The organism is Lutispora sp., from assembly GCF_041687175.1.
Lineage (GTDB): Bacteria > Bacillota > Clostridia > Lutisporales > Lutisporaceae > Lutispora.
In genome coordinates, this window is sequence record NZ_JAWLCK010000004.1 from 41,965 (window position 1) to 63,914 (window position 21,950).

The window sequence follows — 21,950 nt, forward strand, 5'->3', positions numbered from 1 at the left end:
CCCCTCCTTTTTCTATTGTACAAATCCCGATGATTTTGTATTATATATATAGACTTACAGAGGAGATGTTTAAATTGTCAATAAATGTTGTTCTCGTCGAACCGGAAATACCTCAAAATACCGGTAACATAGCAAGAACATGTGCTGCTACAGGATCTAAACTTCATTTAGTAAAACCTTTGGGATTCTCTGTTGAAGATAAATATCTTAAACGAGCAGGTTTGGACTACTGGAATCTGGTTGAAATTAGTTACTACGACAATCTTGATGCTTTTTTTAATGCTCATAAAGGCGGTAATTTCTTTTTTTCCACTACTAAAGGCAAATACAGGCATAGCGATTTGAAATACGAGGATGATTGCTTTATACTTTTTGGTAAAGAAACTGCCGGGTTACCTAAAACCTTGCTTTCGGCCAATCCTGATAGGTGTATAAGAGTACCTATGATTGATGAGGCCAGGTCATTAAATCTGTCAAATTCTGTTGCCATAGTCGTATATGAGGCATTGAGGCAGATAGGTTATCCAAATTTGCGATAGTTTAATTGTGCAGGATTGAAAGGAACAATAGGGTTCCCTAGCGAAAATAGTTGCAAAGCATATTTTTACATGGGAGGTATTAATTAATGGCCATTACTATATTGACAGATACTATGTGCGATGTGCCTCAGGAGTACGTTGAGAGATATAATATAAGGGTATTGCCCCTATTGGTGAATTTTGGCGAAGAGTCCTTCAGAGATGGTATAGATATTACTGCAGATGAGTTCTTTAAAAGACTTGAGGCTTCTGAGGAACTGCCAAAGACATCACAGATAAATCCACCTCAATTTGAAAGTGTATTTAGGGAAGAAATTGGGAATAATAATACTGTAATTGGAATATTAGGTTCATCCAAGCTAAGCGGTACATACAATTCAGCAATAATAGCGAAAAATATGGTTGATAATGATAATATCCATATAATAGACTCTGAGGCAGTTACCTTAGGAGCAGGGTTGTTGGTGATAAAGGCTTCGAGGCTAGCCAAGGAGGGAAGAACTGCAGAAGAAATTGTAAATGAAATTGAAGAAGCTAAGAAGAGACTAAAACAGTTTTTCATTATAGGTAATTTAAAATATCTTTACAAAGGTGGTCGAATATCTTTATCCGCTTCTGTAATAGGTTCTATTCTAAATATAAAGCCTATAATAACTACTGTTGATGGAAAGTTAGAGATGTTGGAGAAGACCAGAGGAATAAAAAAAGCCATATCTATGATGATGGATATGATAAAGGATAATGGCTGGACATTGGATGATAAGGTTATAGGAATCAATCACACACTATGCCCCGAACATATGGATTATATTGAAGAATTAATCCATATACAATATAAGCCCAGGGAGATAATAAGGGGAGAGGTAGGTTCTGTTGTAGGGACCCATGCCGGACCGGGTTGCGTGGCACTACATTTTGAATTGTAGAGGAGAGAAGTACTATGAGCAAGATAAAAATTATTACTGACAGTACATCAGACTTGCCAAAGGGTATAGCAGAGAAATACGACATTGAGGTATTACCCCTTACCATATTTTTTGACAAAGATGAATACAGAGATTGGTTAGATATTGCACCTAAAGCTTTTTTTGAGAGGATGAGAAACTCAGAAAAGTTGCCTACAACCTCTCAGGTTAATCCCAATAGCTTCCAAGAAAAATATGAATTATACCTGAAAGACTATGACCATATTATATCAATACATCTTTCATCAGATGCCAGCGGTACCTATAACTCTGCAGTAATTGCCAGGGATATGGTAGATAAGGAAAGGATTACGGTTATAGATACAAGAAACTTTACATATGGCTTTGGTCAGATGGTGGTAGAAGCTGCAAAGATGGCGAAGGATGGAAAAGCAGTGGAGGAAATTGTTGACAGAGTTAAATATCTTATAAACAATGTGAAAACTTTATTCGTAGTCGATACCCTTGAGTATCTGAAAAAAGGAGGCAGATTATCTGCTACCAAGGCAACTATAGGCACACTGCTGAACCTGAAGCCTATACTGACTGTGGATAATGGCAAGATTGTAGCTATTGATAAAGCCAGAGGTATGAAGAAAGCCTTAAAGCGAATTGTAGAGATAATGCAGGAGCAGGGAACACAATTAAATGGTCAGACTATTAAGCTAGGGCATGCAGATAGCCTTGATAATCTAAAAGATTTTGAAGCAGCAATAGAAGAAGCCTATGGCAATGTGGAAAAGGAAGAGTTTGAAATAGGCTGTGTCATTGGAGTATATTGCGGACCAGGAACAGTGGTAATACATTATGAATAAATTTTTATCAAAATAGACAAATATCTCTTGAATTAATAGATTTTATTGTATATACTCTAAGTGTAAACAAAAATTAAGATGTGTTTATATTTTTGTATCTAACATAGAATAATTTCATATAGCATGGATGATGATTGGCGGGAGATGCTCATTTTAAGAATGGGAGCCGAAGGAGAAAGTACGGAAAGGCCCGTTAAATGAAACTCTCAGGCAAAAGGACCGCATTCGGACATGACTCTGGAAAGCATATGCACCGAAGGAGCAATTCTATTTTCGTAGAAGAATCTCTCAGGTTGATGACAGAGATGGAGGCTGTTGCTTCTATCTCTTTTTGATAATATGGGAGAATAAGCAGCAATTCATGGAATATTTCTAAGTCCAAATTACCCACTAATATTTACGTATTATTAAGCAATGGGGTGAGAGGTGGTTAACCTGACAAAAAATATACAAATAATAACGAATAATGTGTCAATTTGTGATTTATTTAACAAAAATATAAATGTTACATATGTTGATGGTGGGTACTTAGATGTTTTATACGAAGTGAGAGATAGAATACACACAGGCAGTATATTAATATCCCATCCGTTGATGGGAAGCATTAAACCAAATGAGACACCTTATAGAAGTATAGTGTTGGAGAATAGGACAGGGCCTTTGGATTACCAATCCCTTTCGATTATAGAATCCAGCATAGAAAACTGTAAAAAACTGCTAAAAGACAGAACGACTCCGGATTGGACCGACAAGGTATTGGCTGACTTTAGATTTCTGGATATGAAGCTTTTGGAAAGCGCATTGGCTAGCTTAGAATAAAAATTTTATAAGTTAATATGTGAATAAGTGTAACATTTTTATCCAATGATATACATATCAAAGTTTGAAAGGGGTAGAATAATGGATAAAGTTTATGATGTCGCCATAATTGGCGGGGGACCTGCTGGTTTATCTGCTGGTTTATATGCTTCAAGAGGCAGGTTGGATACAGTGATAATAGAGAAAGGAAGATGGGGAGGACAGGCTGCAACAACTGAAGAACTTGAGAACTATCCTGGATCCATTGAGCATCCAACTGGACCAAAGCTGACAGAAAGGATGAGGGAGCAGGCAGAAGCATTTGGAACAGAATTTATTAGCGATGAGGTTGTTGGTTTTGATCTTAGTGATAAAATTAAGGTTTTAAAGCTAAAGGAAAGAGAAATAAAAACAAAAGCTATAATTATTGCTACCGGTGCTCAACATGTTAACCTAGGTGCACCAGGAGAAGATACTTTCAGAGGCAAAGGTGTTTCCTATTGCGCTACATGTGATGCAGACTTCTTTACAGAGCTTGAAGTTGTTGTAGTAGGCGGCGGCGATGCAGCTGTTGAAGAAGCAATATATCTCACTAAGTTTGCTGAAAAGGTTACGATTGTACATAGAAGAAATGAATTCAGAGCAGCAAAATCCATAGTTGAGAAAGCTTTGGCAAACGACAAGATACATGTTATGTGGGATTCTGTTGTGGAAGAAATATACGGTGACGGCATAGTAGAAGGCGTTAAGCTAAAAAATGTTAAAACTGGCGAGATAACAGATTACAGGACAGATGGAGTATTTATCTTTGTAGGTACCAGACCTGTATCTGAGTTTGTAAAAGGTATAGTAGATATGGATCCTAAAGGATATATAATAACAGATTCAGAAATGAAGACATCTGTAGAAGGCATATTTGCTGCAGGTGATGTAAGGAATACTCCTTTGAGACAAGTAATCACAGCAGCAGCAGATGGTGCTATTGCTGCAATAAGCGCTGAAAAATATATAGATAAAACCTTTGGACAATAATTATCATTTGAAATCATGTAAAGGAGGTGAAACAATGTTAGAGTTAAACAAGGAAAATTTTGAGCAAGAGGTTATGCAAGCAGAAGGTCCTGTTATCGTAGATTTCTGGGGAACAAAATGTGAACCTTGTAAGGCATTGATGCCTGAAGTAGAAAGATTAGCAGAACAATATAAAGATAAAATAAAGTTTTGCAAGCTTAATACCACTGAAAACAGAAGATTGGCTATAAGCCAAAAAGTTATGGGATTACCTACTTTCATCGTTTATAAGAATGGTGCAAAGGTGAAGGAAATAAGTGGAGCAGATAACTGTACTCCAGAAGCAATTGAAAACCTAATTAAAGAGAACATATAATGTATTCTTGGGGGTTAAAACCCCCTCCAAATAAAAGGGAGGTGAATCTCATGCGTCTAGAGTTAGGCAATATATTCATTAAGGATTTACAGTTTGGTGAGGCAACCAAAGTTGAAAATGGAGTTCTTTTTGTAAACAAAGAAGAACTTTTGGAAGCAGTTGGTGGAGACAATAGAATAGCCAGCATCGAGGTAGATATTGCAAAGCCAGGTGAAGAGACAAGAATAATGCCTGTTAAGGACGTTATTGAACCAAGAGTTAAGGTTGAAGGTCCTGGCGGAATATTCCCCGGATTTATCAACAAAGTTGATGTAGTAGGTTCAGGAAAGACTCATGTATTAAAGGGAGCAGCAGTTGTTACTGCAGGTAAGATTGTGGGATTCCAGGAAGGTATCATTGACATGAGTGGTCCTGGAGCAGAATACACACCATTCTCAAAAACTAACAATCTTGTATTAGTATGCACACCTGTTGACAATCTACCACAGCATGAGCATGAGCAGGCAGTAAGAATGGTAGGATTAAAGGCTGCTGCTTACATAGGTGAAGCAGGAAGAAATGTAGAACCAGATGAAGTGAAGGTTTATGAAACCCTTCCAGTATTTGAAGGTGCTAAGAAGTATCCTGATCTTCCAAAAGTTGCTTATGTGTATATGCTTCAAACTCAAGGTTTGCTTCATGATACCTATGTATACGGTGTAGATGCAAAGAAAATAGTTCCTACGCTCATATATCCAACAGAGGTTATGGATGGAGCCATAGTAAGCGGAAACTGTGTTTCTGCCTGTGACAAGAATCCAACATATAATCATTTGAACAATCCTATAATAGAAGACTTATATGAAAGACACGGCAAGGATTACAACTTTGTTGGTGTTATTATCACCAATGAAAATGTTACATTAGCCGATAAGGAAAGATCTTCAAACTGGACTGCTAAGTTAGCTGAATATCTTGGATTAGACGCGGTTATAGTATCAGAAGAAGGTTTCGGCAATCCAGATACAGACCTTATGATGAACTGCAAGAAAATAACAGCTAAAGGTATTAAGACAGTTCTTGTTACTGATGAATATGCAGGAAGAGATGGCGCATCCCAGTCCTTGGCAGATGCGGATAAAGCTGCAGATGCAGTAGTAACTGCAGGTAATGCAAATGAAATAATTGAACTACCTGCAATGAAGAAAGTTATAGGCGATTTAAAACCCGCAGATGTTATTGCAGGTGGATTTGCTGGAAGCTTAAAGCCAGATGGAAGCATAGTAGCAGAACTTCAGGTTATAACAGGAGCAACAAGTGAAATAGGCTTCAACAAATTATCAGCAACACAATACTAGAGCTCAGAGCTCAGTGCTCAGAACTCAGAGTTTAGATTAAATGTAAAAATTGAGATAATAAATTATAGATAATAAATTATAAAGAAAGGATGAATCGCATGTTAGAGGGCAAGAAAGTCATTATCATAGGCGATAGAGATGGCATTCCTGCTCCTGCGATAGAAGAGTGCGTTAAGACAGCAGGCGCTGAAGTAGTGTTTGCTTCTACAGAATGCTTTGTCTGAACGGCTGCAGGAGCAATGGACCTGGAAAATCAGAAAAGGGTTATGGAACTTTCCGAAAAATACGGAAAGGAAAATGTTGTAGTAGTATTAGGCGCTTCCGAAGCTGAAACAGCAGGATTAGCAGCTGAGACAGTTACAGCAGGTGACCCAACTTATGCAGGTCCTTTAGCAGGAGTCTCGTTGGGACTCGCAGTATATCATATATTTGAACTTAAAGATGAAGTTGATGCCGATGTGTTCGATGAGCAATGCGGCATGATGGAAATGGTTTTAGATGTTGATGCTATTGCAGAAGAAGTAAAGGCTATGAGAGATCAGTATTCTAAATTTTAATATCCTCATGTTTGAGAAACCAAATATGGGAGAGGAGGGAAGTTACTAACATGATTAAAGTAGTTCATTATATAAATCAGTTCTACGGTGGAATCGGTGGTGAAGAGAAAGCCGATGTTAAGCCAGAAGTAAGAGAAGGCGTTGTAGGGCCAGGTATGGCTCTTCAAGGAGCTTTAGGTAACGATGCCAAAATAGTAGCTACAATCATTTGTGGTGACTCATATTTCAATGAAAATCTGGAAGAGGCTACAGAAGAAATTCTCCAGATGGTAAAAAGCTATGAGCCGGATTTATTCATAGCAGGTCCTGCTTTCAATGCAGGAAGATATGGAGTTGCATGCGGTACTATATGTAAGGCTGTTAAAGACAGCTTAGACATCCCCGTAGTATCAGGTATGTATCCTGAGAATCCAGGAGCTGATATGTTTAAAAAGGATTTCTATATAGTAGAAACAGCCAATGCAGCAACAGGCATGAGAAAAGCAATCCCTGCTATAGCTAAGCTTGCACTTAAGCTTGCTAAGGGTGAAGCAATTGGATCTCCTGCAGAAGAGGGATATATTGCTAGAGGCGTAAGAAAGAACATATTCAGGGAAGAGAGAGGTTCTAAGAGAGCTGTTAATATGCTGGTTGCAAAACTAAAGGGCGAACCTTTTGAAACTGAATATCCGATGCCTGACTTTGATAGAGTAGCTCCAAATCCAGCAGTTTTGGATATGAAAAATGCAAAGATTGCTTTGGTTACTTCCGGAGGTATTGTTCCAAAGGGCAACCCTGACAGGATAGAAGCATCCTCTGCATCTAAGTACGGTAAATACGATATAGAAGGTGTTTTGGATCTTACTCAGGAAACATATGAAACTGCCCATGGTGGATACGACCCTGTATATGCAAATCAGGACGCAGACAGAGTATTGCCTGTAGATGTTTTGAGAGAACTTGAGCAGGAAGGAGTAATTGGCAAGCTCCATAGATATTTCTACACCACAGTAGGAAACGGAACTTCTGTTGCTAATGCTAAAAAGTTTGCTTCAACTTTTGCCAAGGAATTGGTGGCAGATGGAGTTCAAGCTGTTATACTCACTTCTACCTGAGGTACCTGCACTCGTTGCGGTGCAACGATGGTAAAAGAAATTGAAAGAGCAGGAATACCTGTTGTTCACATTTGTACAGTAGTTCCAATCTCATTGACAGTTGGTGCAAACAGGATAGTTCCGGCAGTAGCAATTCCACATCCTTTAGGAAATCCTGCACTCAGCAAGGAAGATGAGAAGGCTTTGAGAAAACAATTAGTGCTTAAAGCATTAAAAGCACTTGAAACAGAAGTACACGGTCAGACAGTATTTGACAAATAGGATAAAGGGTGGTGCTATACCACCCTTTTTAAACGAGAGTTTTTCAGGGGGTTGGAAACCCACTGAATGTTAGTTAAGTGTTTAAAAATATTTTTGGAGGTGTAATATATGACAACGCCTGTAGTAAAAGGAGCAGCATATGTGCTAGTTCATACGCCTGATATGGTTATGCACTATGGAACCACCTGCTCTTCCGAACATGAAGCAAATCCCAATTCAGAGTTTTTAAAGAAAGTACCAAGTCACTTAAGAAGCTTTGAAGAAGCAGTGAAATATGCACCAAATCAAGCATACATCGGAAATATATTACCTGATGAACTAAATAACATCCCAAGACCCTGGTACAAAAACCTGATAGCTGACGCCAAAGCCGATGGTAAAATGGGAGAAATCCTCTCTCAGGATGAACTATATATTGTGATGAAGCTATGCGATGCTTTTGATTTGGTTATGCTAGAAAAGGAGTTTTCTAATGCAGCAAAGGAGAAACTAGCAAAGAAACCATATTTCACAGAAGCAGAAATTGCAAAGATTAAGGAAGGTTTTGATGCAGCTGATATTGAAAAGAAGTTAGAAGAAGGTGCAGAACCACTTGAATATAATGGTAAAGTAGTAGGATGCGTAAAGGCTGCACATGCCACAGATAAGAATCTAACTGCTCATATAATGGCTGAGAACATTGTTACTAAAGCTACAGCTGTTATTGCAATGAAAAACATGCTATACAAAGATAATATACCAGCAGATTCCATAGAATATGTAATAGAGTGCTCTGAAGAGGCTTGTGGTGATATGAACCAAAGAGGTGGAGGCAATTTTGCAAAGGCTATAGCTGAAGTTGCAGGATTAGTGTCTGCTACAGGTTCAGATACAAGAGGCTTCTGTGCAGCACCAACTCATGCTCTCATCAATGCTGCAGCCATGGTAAAATCCGGCCTGTACAAGAGCGTTGCTATAGTTGCAGGTGGAGCTACTGCAAAGCTTGGTATGAATGGAAGAGACCACGTAAACAAGGATGTTCCTATACTGGAAGATTGTCTTGGAGCCTTTGCTGTACTTGTAACTGAAGATGATGGTGTAAGCCCAGTTCTTAGAACTGACATAGTTGGAAGGCACACTGTAGGAACAGGATCATCGCCACAGGCGGTTATGGAATCCATAATAACCAAACCATTGGATAAAAACGGTCTTAAGATTACTGACATTGATAAATACTCTGTAGAAATGCAGAACCCAGAAATAACTGAACCAGCTGGTGCAGGAGATGTTCCATTAGCAAACTTCAAGATGATTGCAGCTTTGGGAGCTAAGAGAGGCGATATAGACAGAGCAAGTATGCCTGCTTTCATTAAAGAACATGGCATGCCTGGTTTTGCACCTACTCAGGGTCATATTCCTTCAGGTGTTCCATTCGTTGGAGCCGGAAGACAAATGATAATGGATGGAAAGATTGAAAGAGCCATGATAGTAGGTAAAGGAAGTCTTTTCTTAGGAAGAATGACCAATCTATTCGATGGTGTATCAATTGTTATGGAAAAGAACTCTGGAAAAGTTGAGGAAACAGGAGCAGTATCTAAAGAAGAGATCAAGGGAATGGTAGCAGAAACAATGAAAGAATTTGCAGCATTCTTACTTAACAGAAAGTAGGGGTGAATAAAATGGATGATATAAGGACCATGATAGGGGAGGTATTCAACGAAGTTGCTGACGCCATATTGACAGGGAACTTTGGTAGTAAAGTTAAAGTTGGACTAACCACACTTGGAAGCGAGCATGGAACCGAAGAGCTGGTTAAAGGCGCAGAACTGGCGGCTAAAAAGTACAATGATTTTGAAATTGTACTCATCGGTCCTAAAGTTGATACTTCTCTTAGAATAGTTGAAGTAGATTCTGAGGAAGATATGCATAAAAAAATGGATGAACTGCTGGATGCAGGAGAATTGGATGCAGCAGTCACCATGCACTACAGCTTTCCTATAGGTGTTTCTACGGTAGGTAGAGTAGTAACGCCTGGTTTTGGTAAAGAATTGATTCTTGCTACTACTACAGGCACTTCCTCTACTCATAGAGTAGAAGGAATGGTAAAAAATGCTCTTTATGGGATAATAACTGCAAAGGCATTAGGAAATGAAAATCCTACTGTAGGCATACTGAATGTTGACGGAGCCAGACAGGTTGAAAGAGCGTTAAAAGAGCTGAAAGAGAGAGATTACGACATAAACTTTTCTGAGTCTGTAAGAGCTGATGGAGGATGCATCATGAGAGGCAATGACCTTTTGGCTGCAGCTTCAGATGTAATGGTGTTAGATACCTTGACAGGAAATATTATGATGAAAATATTCTCAGCCTATACTACCGGCGGAAGCTTTGAATCCTTGGGTTATGGCTATGGTCCTGGTGTAGGAGATGGCTATGACAAGATAATATGTATATTATCAAGGGCTTCAGGTGCTCCTGTAGTATGTGAGGCTTTGAGATACGCTGCCTCCTGTGCACAAGGAAAGCTTACTGAAGTAGCAAGGGAAGAATTCAACAAAGCTAGAAAAGCTGGATTGGATGACATTCTAAAGGGACTCACTGCAGAAGTTAAAAAGGCTGATGCAGAAGAAGTGAAGATGCCTGATAAAAAAGTAGTAACCAAATCCATAGCAGGAGTAGATATATTGGAACTGGAAGATGCCGTAGCTACATTAGCAAAAGCAGGTATTTACTCTGAAAGTGGAATGGGTTGTACAGGTCCTATAATTCTCACTGCCGATGAAGACTATGAAAAAGCAGTTGAGGTATTGTTTGATAATAAACTCATAACTCAAAAACCATTGGATTGTAATTGCTAATTAACTTCCCGCTCCGAATGGAGTGGGAAGTTCTGGTTATTTCTTGCCTGTTTATGCTATAATATTAACTGAAAAGTATATTTAAGAGGTAATTCAATATAATATTAGTATAATAAGGCAGGAATTTTAAAAGTGGTGTAGAATATGTAATTAATATTGCATATTTTATATAAAAATTAAGGGGGAAGATGCAATTGACAAAAAGAAATATTAGTCTAATATTAGCTCTAGTTATGATTATGAGCTTATTTGCAGGCTGTGCAAAACCTGCAGAAACTCCAGCAGAATCAACTCCAGCTGAGACTCCTGCAGAACCAGAAGCACCAAAGTATTCCTTTGGTATGGTTACAGATGTTGGCGGTATCGGTGACAAATCCTTCAACGATTCTGCTTGGGCAGGAATTGAAAGAGCTGGTCAAGAACTCGGTGTTGAACCAAAATTATTACAATCCACAAAACAAGATGACTATCCTCCAAACCTTGGAAGTATGGCTCAGTCAGTTGATTTAACATTGGCTGTAGGTTTCTTGTTTGAAGATGCAATGAAGACTGCAGCAGATCAGTATGCAGACAAGTTATTTGGTGTTATCGATACAGTAGTTGATAAACCAAATGTTATGTCAGTAACATTTAAAGAACATGAAGGTTCCTTCTTAGTCGGTCTTATTGCCGGTCTTACTACAAAAACCAATACAGTAGGTTTTGTAGGTGGTATGGACTTCCCAACAATCCATAAGTTTGAAGTTGGCTTTATAGCAGGTGTGAAATCAGCAAATCCTAATGCTAAGGTTATAGTAAACTACACAGGTGCTTTTGATAACCCTGATAAAGGCAAGGAAGTTGCATTGACTCAGCATCAACAAGGTGCAGACGTTATATTCCATGCTTCCGGTGCTTGCGGAATTGGCGTTATTCAGGCAGCAGATGAGAAGGACTTCTGGGCAATTGGTGTTGATATGGATCAGTCCGCAGAATCCACAAAGAACAAAGTTCTTTGCAGCATGATAAAGAGAGTTGACACAGGTACTTATACAGTTATAAAAGCATATGCAGATAATGCCTTCAAAGGCGGCGCAGCTAATGCTATAGAACTTGGTCTCAAAGAAGAAGGCGTTGGCTACAGCGATGGTGGAAACAATGTTTCTGCAGAAGTAGCAGCAGTTGTTGATAAATATGAAGCAGCAATCAACGATGGTACTATAGTTGTTCCTTCCACAAGAGAGGAATTGGAAGCATTCAAACCAGTTGAAATCAAATAATATTTGCTATTAAATAATAAAAGCTAGATGCGTAAGCCTCTAGCTTTTATTTTGATTTAATTGTATAATACTTTTAGCCTGATTAAATATTTGTGCTAGGAAGGTGGGAAAATTATTGTCGGCTGTTATTGAAATGAAGGGTATTGGTAAGTCATTTCCCGGCGTAAGAGCTAATGATAATGTTAATTTAACGGTTAATGAAGGCGAGATACATGTTTTACTTGGAGAAAACGGCGCTGGAAAATCAACATTAATGAATATACTATATGGACTATATACTCCTGATGAAGGAGAAATATATGTAAAAGGAAATAAAGTCAGAATAACCAATCCCAATGTGGCAATTTCTCTCGGTATAGGCATGGTACACCAACATTTTATGTTGGTTCCACCCTTTACTGTGGCGGAGAACATCGTTTTGGGCGCAGAACCCAAAAAAGGTTTGTCTCTAGATATGAACAAAGCTATTTCTGATGTAGAAGAATTGTGTAAAAAGTATGAGCTAAAAGTAGATCCGAGGGCAAAGGTTCAAGACATTTCTGTAGGTATGCAGCAGAGAGTAGAAATTTTAAAAACCCTGTATAGAGGAGCTGAAATACTGATACTGGATGAACCAACAGCTGTATTGACTCCCCAGGAGATAGAGGAGCTTGGAATAATATTAAAAAGTCTTGTAAGTCAGGGTAAATCCATAATACTCATCACTCATAAGCTCAAGGAAGTAATGAGCATGAGCGACAAGGTTACAATAATCAGGAGAGGTAAGGTTATTGATACGCTGAAAACTTCTGAGACAAGCATTGAAGAACTTGCAGAAAAGATGGTAGGCAGAAAGGTAAGCCTGACTGTGGAAAAAGGTGAAGCAAAACTTGGGGAACCCGTGCTTCAGGTAAAAGGTGTCAAAGCATTGGACAATAGAGGTTTGGAAGCGGTAAAAGGAGTAGATTTTGAAGTTAGAAGCGGTGAAATTCTTGGTATTGCAGGAGTAGATGGCAATGGACAGAACGAACTGGTACAAGCAATAACAGGCTTAAGAAAGGCTGAAGCTGGTGAAATACTGATAAATGGCAAGAATATTACAAATTTAACTCCAAAGGAGATAATAGACAGTGGCTTAGGTTATATTCCGGAGGATAGACACAAAAGAGGTCTAGTACTGGATTTCCCATTGTATGAGAACAGTATTCTTGGTTCACAAAGAAAACAGGCTTTCAGAAAGGGTCTAGGCTTGGATTATAGAAAAATCAGAGAATACACCAAGAAGCTTATTAATGAATTTGATGTCAGAACACCAAATGAAAGGGTTTCTGCCAAATCACTATCAGGGGGAAATCAGCAAAAGCTTATTCTAGCCAGAGAATTAGACAGAGATCCTTCATTGCTTATTGCTTCCCAGCCTACCAGAGGATTGGATGTTGGTGCTATAGAGTTCGTGCATCAAAGGCTTATTGAACAGAGAAACAAAGGGAAGGCAGTTCTACTAGTATCATTGGAACTGGATGAGGTAATGGATTTATCAGATAGAATAGCAGTAATGTATGATGGCAAAATTGTTGATATTGTTGATGCAAAGAGCACCAATGAACTTGAACTAGGAATTATGATGGCTGGCGGTAAACCGTCAGATGTGCAGTAGGGGGTGGAGTAAGTGGAAAACAAGATGGATGAGTTTAAAAGCACTTTGAAGAATACCATGAGAGAAATCCTATACCCTCTTGTTGCAATAATAGTCTCATTTGTTGCAGGAGCAATTTTAGTATATGCTTTTGGAAATAGTCCTGCAGTAGCATATAAAGCATTGTTTTTAGGGGCATTAGGAGATTTAAACAAATTAGGAGAAACACTAGTAACTACAACTACATTGATATTAACCGGTTTATCTGTTGCTTTTGCTTACAAATGCGGCTTATTTAATATAGGAGCTGAAGGTCAATATATAATGGGCAGTGTAGCTGCTGTATGGGCTGGATGGGCATTTCAGGATTTGCCTACAATAATCCATGTTACCATAACATTGTTGGCAGGTGCTTTAGCTGGGGGAATTTGGGCAGGTATAGTAGGTTGGTTAAAGGCAAAAGTTGGTTCTCATGAGGTTATCAATAGCATCATGATGAATTATATAGCTATGAATTTTAGCAATTATCTTATTATGACTGTTTTGAATGAGCCAGGCAAAGCCTTTTCCTATGAAATAGCTCCTACGGCTAAGCTGTGGAGATTTGCATCAAGCTTCGAGCAGTTCAAGTATTCCAGACTTCATATTGGCATTATTATAGCCTTATTAGTTGCTTTTGCAGCTTATTATTTGCTAAATAAAACCGTGATGGGTTATGAGATAAGGTCAGTAGGTTTTAACCCAAGTGCTTCAGAGTATGGTGGAATAGATGTAAAGCGAAACATTGTACTGGCAATGGTTTTTTCAGGTCTGTTTGCAGGTCTTGCAGGAGGAATCCATACAGCTGGAGTACAATATAGGGTGAACAATCTCTTTGGGCTTACAGGGTATGGCTTTGATGGAATATCAGTAGCCTTGGTAGGTAATAACAACCCTATAGGCGTTATAATATCCGGTTTTCTATTCGGTATATTACAAAGAGGTGGACCTATGATGCAGATTGAGGGCATACCAAAAGAGGTTGTCGGTATCATACAGGGTATTATCCTGCTATTTGTTGCCTCCAACTTTGTCAGAGTATTAGTACAAAGATATAAAGAGAACAAAGAAATCAAAGCACAGTTAAAGAAAGGGGAGGTAAAGTAAGATGTTTGATATAATAACTATATTATTTGGAAGCACCATAAGATCAGCCACCCCTCTAATATTCACAGCCTTAGGAGGCACTTTCTCAGAAAGATCCGGAGTAGTTAACATAGGTCTTGATGGTATGATGACAATAGGAGCTTTTAGCGCCGTATTGGTATCTTATTTTACAGGATCACCTTTCCTTGGCTTGCTTGGAGCAATAGTTGCAGGAGCTTTGTTTGGATGGCTTATGGCTTTTCTGAGCATTCACTTTAAAGCTAATCAGGTTGTAGTGGGTACAGCCATAAACATTTTGGCTGCAAGCTTAACCACTTTCTTGCTTGTTGAGATATGGGGCAAGCCGGGACAGACAGATAACGTAAGCTATTTTACACCCTGGGGACCCTTTAACATGTTTACCTACCTTGCTTTTATTTTGGTAGTAGTATCTTATTTTGTACTATATAAAACACCCTTTGGTCTTAGGGTCAGATCTGTAGGAGAGCATCCTAGAGCAGCAGACACATTGGGAGTTAATGTGTATATGATAAGATATATATGTGTGATACTAAGCGGTATCTTAGGAGCAATTGGAGGAGCGGCATTATCCATCGGCTCCATAAGCTTATTCAAGGAAGGAATGGTAGCAGGTAAGGGCTTCATAGCGCTTGCTGCTGTAATATTCGGTAAATGGCATCCCATCGGTGCAGCTTTGGCATGTTTGTTCTTTGGTTTTGCAGATGCCATTCAAACCGTATCAATGTCTCTTGGCCTGGATGTGCCGAAAGAATTCTTATTCGCTCTACCTTATATACTGACAATGATGGCGGTTTCTGGTTTGGTTGGAAAATCAGTTGCTCCTGCAGCTGATGGAATACCCTATGAAAAGGGAGAAAAATAAGCTCACAATTGTGGGCTTATTTTTTTACCATAACATTGGCAAGGTTTTTGCTATAATTCTATTGGGATAAGCATAATTATATGATATAATTATTTATGTAAGGTAAATGCTCTTTTATGTGAGGTGAAAGCAATGCGGATGGGATACGATTTGGTGCTTGAGCAGCAGCAAAAATTGATTATGACACCTGAGTTAAGGCTTGCTCTCAAAATACTGCAGCTACCAACAATAGAACTAGAAGATTTAGTAAAGCAAGAGCTTGAAACTAACCCTGTTCTTGATTTAATTGAAGATACTCCTGAAGAAAAAACAGAGGACAATGATGTAAATGATCAGGAGAAAAAGAAGCTATTAGAAGAAATTGATTGGAAAGAGTATTTCCAATACCAAGGTAAAAGTTATTGTCTAGAGAATACAGGCATAGATGAATCTCAAGAGACAAGCTATGAGAATTTTATATGCTATTCAGACACATTGAAGGATCACTTGCTATTTCAGCTGAGAGCTTTAAAGCTTAGCAAGTGCGAAAGAGCAATAGGTGAATATATCATTGAAAGTTTAGATGATAATGGATACCTGTCTTCTTCCATTGAACAAATATCTGAGGTGCTTTCACTTGATAAGAAAAAAGTTGAAAAAGTTTTAAAAATTATACAAACCTTTGAACCTTTAGGCGTGGGAGCACAAAATCTTATAGATTGTCTTTTGATACAAGTAAACGCATTAGGATTGGCAGATAATAATCTTGTTACTATAATTAAAGACCATTTGGACGATATTGCTGCCAATAGGCTTCAAAACATTGCTAAGAGGTTGTCTATTTCCGTTTTGGATGTGCAAGACTACAGCGACATAATAAAAGGGCTGGAGCCAAAACCTGGTAGATCTTTCTTTTGTGGGACAGAGAACAGATATATAATACCTGATGTATTTGTGGATAAGATTGATGGTGAATATATAATCACCATCAATGACAGTTACGGCTCAAAACTTATGGTGAACAAATATTATAGAAGCATTATCAATAATGCGGACAAGTCCTCCGATACCATGTCTTTTATAAATGATAAACTTTCCTCTGCCATGTGGCTTATTAAGAGTTTAGAGCAAAGAAAGAATACATTGTACAAAGTTGTAAAAGCCATAATTGATTATCAAATAGACTTTTTTGAAAAAGGCGGCAGATATCTCAAGACCATGACTCTAAAAGATATTGCAGATGAGGTTCAGGTACATGAGTCTACAGTAAGCAGAGCCATAAGCGGAAAGTATGCCCAGACTCCCAGAGGAATTTTTGAAATAAAATACTTCTTCAAAAGCGGTGTAGGAAGTCAAAGCGGAGAAGATATATCCTCAGAGAGCATAAAAAAGATGATAAAATCAATTATTGATGAAGAAGATACCACAAAACCTATAAGCGACCAGGCCATAGCAGAGATTCTGGCACAAAAGGGTATTAAAATATCCAGACGTACCGTGGCAAAATATAGAGATGAAATAGGAATACCATCTTCTTCGAGAAGAAAGAGATATTAATAATAGGATAGGACTTTCATTAACGAGATAAACTATAAAATATTAGAAGAGGGACTAACCCTCTTCTAATATTTATTACTTCATTAAGAAGATGTGATGACATTATATTTTATAAAGAAGTAGGTCTTTGAATATAATGAATCAAATTACCTTCTAAATCTCTTAGGAAAAATGTTTTAACACCTTTATTATTTTCTGATAATTCTTTTTCGATAAATACCTCATGTTTTAATCTTTCATATTCCCCTTCTATATCATCAGTGGCAAAAGCAAGGTGTCTAATACCTTGGTGTTTATTATCACATGTGGTATTAAAAGATTCTGCAGCATATATTTCCAGCATTCCTCCGTCTTTAAACTTTAATATGAAAGTGGGATTTTCTTTTTTATTATCGTATACGATTTCTAAATTGAAATATTTCACATACCAATCTTTTAGGCTTTTTGTATCTTTGGCACAGATACCTACATGCTCTAAATATAACATAAATTATCTACCTCTTTTACAAAGTATTTTACTGTTATCTTTGCACTCTGCCTGAAGCATCACCTTTCATTAAGGTCATGACTTCATCTACAGACATCATATTGAAGTCGCCTTCAATGGTATGTTTTAAGCAAGAAGCAGCAGCTGCAAACTCTACAGCCGACTGGTTGTCCATGCCGGAGGAAAGTCCATAGATGAGACCGCCACAGAAGGAATCTCCACCACCAACACGGTCTACGATATGTATATCATATTTCTTTGATTTATAATAATTTTTGCCATCGTAGAGCATGCCTGACCAACCGTTATTGGAAGCCGAATAGCTTTCTCTTAAAGTTATAGCGACATATTTTAGATTGAATCTATCATGTAGCTCTTTTGCTACCGCCATATAGCCTTCATCAGATAACTTGCCTTCTGTCACATCTGTCTTTTCAGCTTTTATTCCAAATACCTTTTCTGCATCCTCTTCATTAGCGATTAATACATCACAGTATTTCACAAGTTCACTCATAACTTTTCCTGCTTTTTCAGTAGTCCATAACTTCTTTCTATAGTTTAGATCAACACTTATTGGTATGCCAGCCTCTTTTGCAGCTTTTAATGCATCAAGTGTGATATCAACGCAATTATCAGATAATGCAGGTGTTATCCCTGTAAAGTGGAACCATTCGGCTCCTTCAAATATCTTCTTCCAATCAAAATCTTCTCTTTTAGCTTCGGCTATAGAAGAAGCTGCTCTATCATATATAACTTTCGAAGGTCTTTGAGAAGCACCTCTTTCACAGTAATATACACCAATTCTGTCACCGCCTCGTACTACATAATCCGTCTTTATACCGAAGCGTCTCATTTCGTTTATGGCAGCCTGTCCTATTTCATGAGCAGGAAGCTTTGTTACATAATAGCTATCTTTGCCGTAGTTTGCCAGAGAGGCAGCTACATTAGCTTCTCCACCTGCAAAAAAAACATTAAACTGCCTTGCTTGAACAAATCTTTCATAACCAATAGGGGATAGTCTCAGCATTATTTCCCCAAATGTCACAAACTTACCCATAAGATTACCTCCTATTTTTTATATTTAGCTACTTCTTCAACAAATTTTCTTGCTGTTTCTGTTACTAATTCATAATTTCCGGTTTTTGCTCCCTTAGTCAAATTGCTACCGGTTGCAATTGCTACTGCTCCTGCTTCAAACCAATCTTTAACATTATCAATGTCTACTCCACCTGTAGGCATGAAGTTGGCATAAGGAAGAGGACCTTTGAAGGCTTTGATTATTGATGGTCCAAAAGCGCTGCCTGGGAATAGCTTCAAAATTTCAGCCCCATATTCCATGGCTTCCAGAGCCTCTTTCACTGTCATAACGCCAGGAAATGACGGAACTCTGTAGCGATTACATATTTTTAAGGTTTCAATGTTTAAATTAGGGCTTATTATATATTGGGCTCCCGCTAACATGCATGCCCTTGCACTTTCAGGATCAAGTACGGTACCTGCACCGATTATTACATCTTCATTTTTATAGGCTTCAGATATCTCTTTAATTATGTCTAAGGCACCTGGTACTGTCATAGTTACTTCAATGGCTTTGATTCCACCTTTTTTTATTGCATCTACAATTCTAATGCCCTGCTCTTTTGTTTCTGTTCTCACTACAGCAACAATACCTAAATCTGCTATTCTTTTTATAGTTTCAATTCTTTTCATTGAACTGCCTCCCTCATTAATATCCCTGTGAATCAAAACAGAGGTATTAGTTTTACATTATGAAACATTGTTTCGAATATAGTCCAAAAAAAGAGATGACTTTTAATAATTATGTTGTTTTATAATATGAAACATTGTGCTGCTATTCACAATATAACAATTCTATTTAATTATTAAAAGTCCTTCTTTTTTTAAAATTTTTCTTAATTTTTGAAAATATTTATTTTATAAAGAAGTCTTTTTTCTATAACCTAAATGATAAGAGATTTCCTTGGCAGTTTTTATGACTTCTTCGGTAAGTTCAGGCATTCTTTCTTTTGTAACATGCAGTACAGGTCCAGAGACACTCACAGAAGCTACTACTTTACCGTTAATGTCATATATAGGTGCTGCCACACATCTGATGCCTTCTTCATGTTCCATCTCGTCAAAGGCATATCCCATTTTTCTTATTGATTTTAGATGTTCCTTCATTGTCTCTATATCTGTTATGGTTTTTGAAGTAAAAGGCTCCATACCATTTTTCCTTAAAATTGCTTCCACATCTTTATCCGGAAGCCAAGCGATAAGAATCTTGCCTGCTCCCGTACAATGAAGTGGAACTCTTTTGCCAATTTGGGAATACATTCTTATGCTTTTATGGGGATTTTCCACTTTGTCAATATATACTGCTTCACCATTATCTAGAATAGACAAATGAACCACTTCGCCTGTATTAGAGCAAAGTTTTTCTAACAGGGGTTTTGCAACTTTTCTAATATCCATTTGGTCTAGTATTGCACTACTAAGATAAAGAAATCTCATTCCTAAAGAATATTTTTCTGTTTCAGGATTTTTTTCAATATAGCCTTTTGCCATAAGTGTATTTAAAATCCTATGAACCGTACTTTTATGAAGTCCTGTTAAACTTGATAAACGTGTAATGCCACAGCCGTCTTGGTGCATAGCAAGCTCTTCTAGCAGCATTATTGCTCTGTCTAGGGATTGAACGGAATTATTATTTTGTGCCATAGACAACATCCTTTCGTTTAACAATCACATAATATGTAAACATTTCCCTGCTTGATTTAATATTATAGCATAATCAATGTTATTCTGAAATAGAGAATATTATCCTTAAATTGATAAAAAGCCATAAGTATTGGCATTCAATACAAATAAAAAATGTTAAATATTAAACAATTAATTTAATTTTTTAATAATTCAAAAAGAAGGAATTATTGAGATGATATCGAATTATATAGGGTATCATAACATTTTAAAACAATGTTTTGTAATATGAAACATAACCTGCTAATACTATTTTAAAGTAGGGGGGTGCTATAAGCCACAGAAAACAAGTAAGTTGATTTATCATTTGGAGGGAGGTAAAGAAATCTTGGCACGTTGGATTTTAGACAAAAATGATGTTGATGCCATGCTAATCGGTTTTGGGATATACGGAACCGGTGGTGGTGGGGATCCTGAATGGGGAAGAAAAATAATCGAAAATGACTTCAATAAGGGAAGAGTTTACAACATTATTGATCCTGAGGATGTTGAAGATGACGCTTTTGTATGCAGTGGAGGAATTATGGGGTCAGTAAAAGCCTTAGAATACATGAGCTATGATGAAATAGTTGAATCATGGGAGAAAGAATTCATTTTGATGAAGGCTTTTAGAGAGATGGAGAAGATTAAAGGCAGAAAGATAGATTACATAATACCTTTTGAAGCCGGAGGCTTGAATACCCCTGTTATTATGACTCTAGCTGCAAGAATGGGAATACCTGTTATAAATGCCGATGCAGTGGGAAGATCAGCGCCGGAAACTCAGATGACAAGCTTTATAGGACATGGAATATCATTAAACCCAATGCCTTTAGTGGATAATAAAGGAAATACTATAGTAGTTATGAACGCTAATGATTCAACTTATGCCGACGAAATAGGCAGATTTGTTGTAACAAAGGGTGGAGGCATGGGTGGTAATGCTCACTATGCTATGTCCGGTGCAGAATTGAAAAAAAGCTGCATACCAGGAGCAATATCTAATTCAATACGTATTGGAAAACTGATTATAGAAGCCCAACGAAAAGGCATTGACCCAGTGGCAGAGTTCGTAGAAAAAGAAAAGGGCTTGAAATTATTTGAAGGAGTTGTTACAGAGGTTGTAGGAGAGGATAAGGGAGGTTTCTACCTTACCAATGTAACTTTGGATGGAGCCAATGATTTTGTAAGCAAAAAGGCCAAGCTGGTAATAAAGAATGAAGTAATGGCTGTATGGGTGGATGGAGAGATAAAATCCATATTCCCTGATTTAGTTTGCATGTTTTATACAGAAAGTGGTATTGGAGTAATGAGCTCTGGTATAAAAGAAGGAATGAAAATATCCTTGGTTGGTTTACCTTGCCATGATAGACTTAGATATTGCATGAAAACAGAGGCAGGTAAAAAAGCTTTTGGTGGAGCACGATATGGATACCCAGAATTAGAATATGTCCCATTTGAACAATTGAACAAGTAAGTTTAAATATAAAGTGGAGGGTAAATGTTATGAAGAAAAAACTTTTAATTCTATTAAGCTGTTTGATGGTACTGAGCTTAATATTAAGCGGGTGTTCCGGAAGCAAGCCTGAAGAGGCAAAAAGGTCAGGAAGAAGCTGATGAAAAAGTTTTTAAAGTCGGAATAAACAACTTTGGACAAGCCAACTTTTTCGCAAGAATAGGAAAAGCTTCCTTAGA

General features: G+C 37.7%; 21 protein-coding genes and 1 riboswitch. Of the genes, 17 read left to right on the forward strand and 4 right to left on the reverse strand.

Features of this window, described 5'->3' with window-relative positions; all coding sequences use genetic code 11:
* Nucleotides 1-74 precede the first annotated feature (74 nt).
* From trmL to rpoN, 16 genes are all read left to right on the forward strand, one after another.
* Nucleotides 75-539 carry a tRNA (uridine(34)/cytosine(34)/5-carboxymethylaminomethyluridine(34)-2'-O)-methyltransferase TrmL gene (trmL, locus tag ACESM9_RS01540; RefSeq protein WP_372994587.1) on the forward strand — a complete coding sequence of 155 codons (465 nt, stop codon included), beginning with the start codon at nt 75-77 and terminating at the stop codon, nt 537-539.
* A gap of 86 nt (nt 540-625) precedes the next feature.
* Nucleotides 626-1,465 carry a DegV family protein gene (locus ACESM9_RS01545; protein ID WP_372994589.1) on the forward strand — a complete coding sequence of 280 codons (840 nt, stop codon included), beginning with the start codon at nt 626-628 and terminating at the stop codon, nt 1,463-1,465.
* Nucleotides 1,466-1,479: 14 nt separating this feature from the next.
* The gene (locus ACESM9_RS01550) at nt 1,480-2,319 is read left to right on the forward strand and encodes a DegV family protein (protein WP_372994591.1); all 840 of its coding nucleotides are present in this window, start codon (nt 1,480-1,482) and stop codon (nt 2,317-2,319) included.
* Between the two features lie 128 nt (nt 2,320-2,447).
* Nucleotides 2,448-2,551, forward strand: a riboswitch (glycine riboswitch).
* A 194-nt stretch (nt 2,552-2,745) separates the two neighbouring features.
* A complete protein-coding gene (locus ACESM9_RS01555; RefSeq protein WP_372994593.1) occupies nt 2,746-3,138 on the forward strand; it encodes a GrdX family protein in 393 nt (130 codons plus the stop codon).
* Between the two features lie 81 nt (nt 3,139-3,219).
* The gene (gene trxB / locus ACESM9_RS01560; RefSeq protein ID WP_372994595.1) at nt 3,220-4,149 is read left to right on the forward strand and encodes a thioredoxin-disulfide reductase; all 930 of its coding nucleotides are present in this window, start codon (nt 3,220-3,222) and stop codon (nt 4,147-4,149) included.
* A 34-nt stretch (nt 4,150-4,183) separates the two neighbouring features.
* Nucleotides 4,184-4,504 carry a thioredoxin TrxA gene (gene trxA, locus ACESM9_RS01565; RefSeq protein ID WP_372994597.1) on the forward strand — a complete coding sequence of 107 codons (321 nt, stop codon included), beginning with the start codon at nt 4,184-4,186 and terminating at the stop codon, nt 4,502-4,504.
* A 50-nt stretch (nt 4,505-4,554) separates the two neighbouring features.
* Nucleotides 4,555-5,841 (forward strand): glycine/sarcosine/betaine reductase component B subunit, encoded by a 1,287-nt coding sequence (locus tag ACESM9_RS01570; protein ID WP_372994599.1) that lies wholly within the window; start codon nt 4,555-4,557, stop codon nt 5,839-5,841.
* Between the two features lie 98 nt (nt 5,842-5,939).
* Nucleotides 5,940-6,398, forward strand: a complete 459-nt coding sequence (gene grdA / locus ACESM9_RS01575) for a glycine/sarcosine/betaine reductase complex selenoprotein A (RefSeq protein WP_372994601.1) — start codon at nt 5,940-5,942, stop codon at nt 6,396-6,398.
* 50 nt (nt 6,399-6,448) lie between these two features.
* Complete coding sequence (gene grdB, locus ACESM9_RS01580) at nt 6,449-7,753, forward strand: glycine reductase complex selenoprotein B (protein ID WP_372994603.1); 1,305 nt, start codon at nt 6,449-6,451, stop codon at nt 7,751-7,753.
* A gap of 108 nt (nt 7,754-7,861) precedes the next feature.
* The gene (grdC, locus tag ACESM9_RS01585) at nt 7,862-9,400 is read left to right on the forward strand and encodes a glycine/sarcosine/betaine reductase complex component C subunit beta (RefSeq protein WP_372994605.1); all 1,539 of its coding nucleotides are present in this window, start codon (nt 7,862-7,864) and stop codon (nt 9,398-9,400) included.
* An 11-nt stretch (nt 9,401-9,411) separates the two neighbouring features.
* A complete protein-coding gene (gene grdD / locus ACESM9_RS01590) occupies nt 9,412-10,590 on the forward strand; it encodes a glycine/sarcosine/betaine reductase complex component C subunit alpha (protein ID WP_372994607.1) in 1,179 nt (392 codons plus the stop codon).
* Nucleotides 10,591-10,784: 194 nt separating this feature from the next.
* Nucleotides 10,785-11,849 carry a BMP family protein gene (locus ACESM9_RS01595; protein WP_372994609.1) on the forward strand — a complete coding sequence of 355 codons (1,065 nt, stop codon included), beginning with the start codon at nt 10,785-10,787 and terminating at the stop codon, nt 11,847-11,849.
* A gap of 115 nt (nt 11,850-11,964) precedes the next feature.
* Entirely contained in the window at nt 11,965-13,485 is a 1,521-nt protein-coding gene (locus ACESM9_RS01600; RefSeq protein ID WP_372994611.1) for an ABC transporter ATP-binding protein, read from the forward strand.
* Between the two features lie 12 nt (nt 13,486-13,497).
* The gene (locus ACESM9_RS01605) at nt 13,498-14,610 is read left to right on the forward strand and encodes an ABC transporter permease (protein ID WP_372994613.1); all 1,113 of its coding nucleotides are present in this window, start codon (nt 13,498-13,500) and stop codon (nt 14,608-14,610) included.
* Between the two features lies 1 nt (nt 14,611).
* Nucleotides 14,612-15,493, forward strand: coding sequence for an ABC transporter permease (locus ACESM9_RS01610; RefSeq protein WP_372994615.1), 882 nt, complete (start codon nt 14,612-14,614; stop codon nt 15,491-15,493).
* A 132-nt stretch (nt 15,494-15,625) separates the two neighbouring features.
* Complete coding sequence (rpoN, locus tag ACESM9_RS01615) at nt 15,626-17,029, forward strand: RNA polymerase factor sigma-54 (RefSeq protein WP_372994617.1); 1,404 nt, start codon at nt 15,626-15,628, stop codon at nt 17,027-17,029.
* Between the two features lie 109 nt (nt 17,030-17,138).
* On the opposite strand, the gene ACESM9_RS01620 is transcribed toward rpoN, so the two are convergent.
* The 4 genes from ACESM9_RS01620 to ACESM9_RS01635 all read right to left on the reverse strand — a co-directional run bounded on the left by ACESM9_RS01620 (nt 17,139) and on the right by ACESM9_RS01635 (nt 20,237).
* Nucleotides 17,139-17,516, reverse strand: a complete 378-nt coding sequence (locus ACESM9_RS01620) for a VOC family protein (protein ID WP_372994619.1) — start codon at nt 17,514-17,516, stop codon at nt 17,139-17,141.
* 34 nt (nt 17,517-17,550) lie between these two features.
* Nucleotides 17,551-18,573: a PfkB family carbohydrate kinase gene (locus ACESM9_RS01625; protein WP_372994621.1), complete on the reverse strand. Its 1,023-nt coding sequence runs from the start codon at nt 18,571-18,573 to the stop codon at nt 17,551-17,553.
* Nucleotides 18,574-18,584: 11 nt separating this feature from the next.
* Nucleotides 18,585-19,226, reverse strand: a complete 642-nt coding sequence (locus tag ACESM9_RS01630; protein ID WP_372994623.1) for a bifunctional 4-hydroxy-2-oxoglutarate aldolase/2-dehydro-3-deoxy-phosphogluconate aldolase — start codon at nt 19,224-19,226, stop codon at nt 18,585-18,587.
* 225 nt (nt 19,227-19,451) lie between these two features.
* A complete protein-coding gene (locus ACESM9_RS01635; RefSeq protein ID WP_372994625.1) occupies nt 19,452-20,237 on the reverse strand; it encodes an IclR family transcriptional regulator in 786 nt (261 codons plus the stop codon).
* A 367-nt stretch (nt 20,238-20,604) separates the two neighbouring features.
* Here ACESM9_RS01635 and ACESM9_RS01640 point away from each other — a divergent pair, with 367 nt between their 5' ends.
* The gene (locus ACESM9_RS01640; protein WP_372994627.1) at nt 20,605-21,732 is read left to right on the forward strand and encodes a DUF917 domain-containing protein; all 1,128 of its coding nucleotides are present in this window, start codon (nt 20,605-20,607) and stop codon (nt 21,730-21,732) included.
* Nucleotides 21,733-21,950: the final 218 nt, after the last annotated feature.